At 33.4% G+C, this 3,007-nt stretch carries 3 protein-coding genes; 1 reads left to right on the top strand and 2 read right to left on the bottom strand.

Annotated elements, in window-relative coordinates; translation table 11 throughout:
* The coding region (locus Q0800_RS13785; protein WP_299130887.1) for an acyl-CoA dehydrogenase family protein at positions 1–1,017 on the top strand (1,017 nt) is incomplete at its 5' end.
* A gap of 54 nt (positions 1,018–1,071) precedes the next feature.
* Here Q0800_RS13785 and Q0800_RS13780 read toward each other — a convergent pair.
* Both Q0800_RS13780 and Q0800_RS14195 read right to left on the bottom strand, forming a co-directional pair.
* A complete protein-coding gene (locus tag Q0800_RS13780) occupies positions 1,072–2,673 on the bottom strand; it encodes a helix-turn-helix domain-containing protein (RefSeq protein ID WP_299130885.1) in 1,602 nt (533 codons plus the stop codon).
* A 213-nt stretch (positions 2,674–2,886) separates the two neighbouring features.
* On the bottom strand, positions 2,887–3,007 hold a 121-nt coding region (locus tag Q0800_RS14195; protein WP_366518853.1), incomplete at its 5' end, for an integrase core domain-containing protein.

Here is a 3,007-nt window from a genome sequence, read left to right as displayed (position 1 = left end):
CGTAAAATGGGAGACTTAGGCTTTATGGGAATAATGGTAGATCCAAAATACGGTGGAAGTGGGATGGATGCTATTTCTTATGTTCTTGTTATGGAAGAATTATCCAAGGTTGACGCTTCGGCTTCTGTCATAGTTTCAGTTAACAATTCACTTGTTTGTTATGGTCTTGAAGCTTATGGAACCGAAGAACAAAAGCAAAAATATTTAACTAAATTGGTTACGGGCGAACAAATCGGTGCTTTCTGCCTTAGCGAACCTGAAGCCGGTAGCGATGCTACTTCGCAAAAAACGACAGCGATTGATATGGGCGACCATTATATAATTAATGGCACAAAGAATTGGATTACTAATGGGGGGAGATCTGACGTTTATTTAGTAATCGCACAAACCGATAGAGACAAAGGCCATAAAGGGATTAATGCGTTTATTGTTGAAAAAGGAACACCTGGTTTTGACATTGGCCCTAAAGAAGATAAATTGGGCATTAGAGGAAGTGACACCCATACCTTGCAATTTAATGATGTAAAAGTGCCTAAAGCAAATAGAATAGGAGATGATGGTTTTGGGTTTAAATTTGCCATGAAAACGCTTTCCGGAGGTAGAATCGGTATTGCCGCACAGGCTCTAGGGATTGCTTCAGGTGCCTACGATCTCGCTTTAAAATATTCAAAACAGCGTAAAGCTTTTGGCACAGAAATTTGCAATCACCAAGCCATAGCATTTAAGTTAGCAGATATGTACACGGAAATAGAAGCTGCAAGAATGCTTGTAATGAAAGCGGCTTGGGAAAAAGATCAAGGTCGTAACTACGATATGGCAAGTGCAATGGCTAAATTATATGCTAGTAAGGTGGCTATGGAGCAGACCGTTGAAGCGGTTCAAATACACGGAGGAAACGGATTTGTTAAAGAATACCATGTAGAACGCTTAATGCGAGATGCAAAAATTACGCAAATTTATGAAGGCACATCAGAAATTCAGAAAATTGTAATTTCTAGAGGTGTACTCAGAGACTAAATTTAAAACGCATTAAACGAACACAAGCTTTAACTCTAAAAATGTTAAAGCTTTTTAATTTTTAGACAGTTCATTTATAACTAATCTCAACTCACCGTAACTATACTTATCATTAAGCTGGTGTTTTAGGTCAGATAGGTTTTCAAAGATTTTAGTCGGAATAATTTTTTTTAGTTCTTTATAGTGCGATATTGACATTACATCTTTTACCTCAATTTCACCAGATGGGATAAAACTTGCCAAATGACCGAAAATTGTATTTATGTTCAATTCTCGTTCATCAGCTATGTCTTGCAATGACCTACCTTTTTTATACAATTCTAAAGAAATCTTCTTTGTTTCACCTATTTGTCGTTTAGGCTTTATAATCACATCTTCAATTATTGCAGTTTTATTTGACGGTTGTAAATTAGTTTCATCACAATAATGGTTAATAACACTTACAACCTCATCTCCATAATTTTCAATTCTCGTTTTACCCATTCCGTAGATTTCTTTTAATGCTTGCTTAGTAGTAGGAAGCATTTCACACATAGCATATAAAGATTTCTGTGTAAATATTTGAAAATGTGCTAATTCATGGCGCTTGGCTAGGTCGTTCCTAAGCGTTCGCAATAATTCAAAAAGTTCTAAATTAGCAGTATCTTTAATAACAGCTTTGCGCAGGTTCTTAGAATTCTCTTGCTCTTCAAAGACTGCATTTGATCTTAATTCTAAAAACTGCTGAACATTAAAGCCTTTTTTTAGGCCTTCAAAAAATGATAATTTAGTTGAAAGTTGGGTTTCTAAACTATTCAATTGCTTATTAATATCTTTTTCTAGAGCTTTATTATCGGTGATAAATTCAAAAGATTTTAATGAACTTTCAATTTTTATCCTAATTTGCTCAGTAAAATACGTAATACCTTTTGTAAAACGCTCTTGTAAAGTGTTATTGGTTTCTGGAATCTCATAATCACCAACCAGTATTTGTAGTTGAGAATTAAAAGACGTGCTAATTTTTAAAAGTGTTGCAACTGTGTTTTTTATTATTTGGAGAGGCTCTTCAATATTACCTTCAATACTATTTTTATTTTTGTAGTTTATATCTAGAATTCTATTAGTTGGAAATAGAAAGTTGTAGAAATCAAAAACTTCTTTTATTAAATCGAGTTGATACACTCTTTTTGATGCTTTTAAAATTTTATCGTTTGGTTGATTTGCTTCAGCATTTTCATTAAACGCAGTTACATTATTATCTCTAATGATTTGACTTGGTGTTACTCTACTTGTTAAAACAAGTCCATCAATAGACTTACAGCGACTTAAAGCTACATAGGTTTGTCCATGTGCAAAAGAGGATTCAACATCAATAATAGCTTTTTCAAAAGTTAGCCCTTGACTTTTATGGATGGTAATTGACCATGCTAAACGCAGAGGTATTTGCGTGTAACTACCTATTTTATCTTCTGTAATAACTTTAGTTTCATCGTCTACTCCATACTTTATATTTTCCCAAATTTCTGGCTTAGTTATAATTTTAAAGTTATCATCAGGACACTTTACAACTACCTCTGTATCACTTAGTGAAATAACCTTACCGATTTTACCATTAAAATATCGCTTTTCTGGTGAAGCATCATTTTTAATAAACATTACTTGGGCTCCTACTTTCAAAAGTAAATCTTCTTTGTTTGGATAGGAGTACTCCGGAAACTTACCATTTATAATAGCTCTATATTTGTAGAATTCACCGTTAAGCTTGTTAAGTTCTTTAATATTTATATCATTAGCCTTTCGGTTGTGGGTTGTTAATGATATGAAACCCTCATTATCATTTGCTAAAAAGTTTGTCTTGTCCTGAAATATGGCTACAGGTTAAAAATTGATTTACGCTGTTAATTTATATACCATATTTGGTGTTTTGTAGTCTAAAGATAAATGTAATCTTATTTCGTTGTATAGATTTATCGCATTTTTTGTTGCACGTTTAGCGTGTTGTAGGCTATCA

This window comes from uncultured Winogradskyella sp., assembly GCF_937958655.1.
GTDB lineage: Bacteria > Bacteroidota > Bacteroidia > Flavobacteriales > Flavobacteriaceae > Winogradskyella.
Note: the sequence above shows the minus strand (reverse complement) of the source record. Positions and strands in the feature narration are given on the sequence as shown.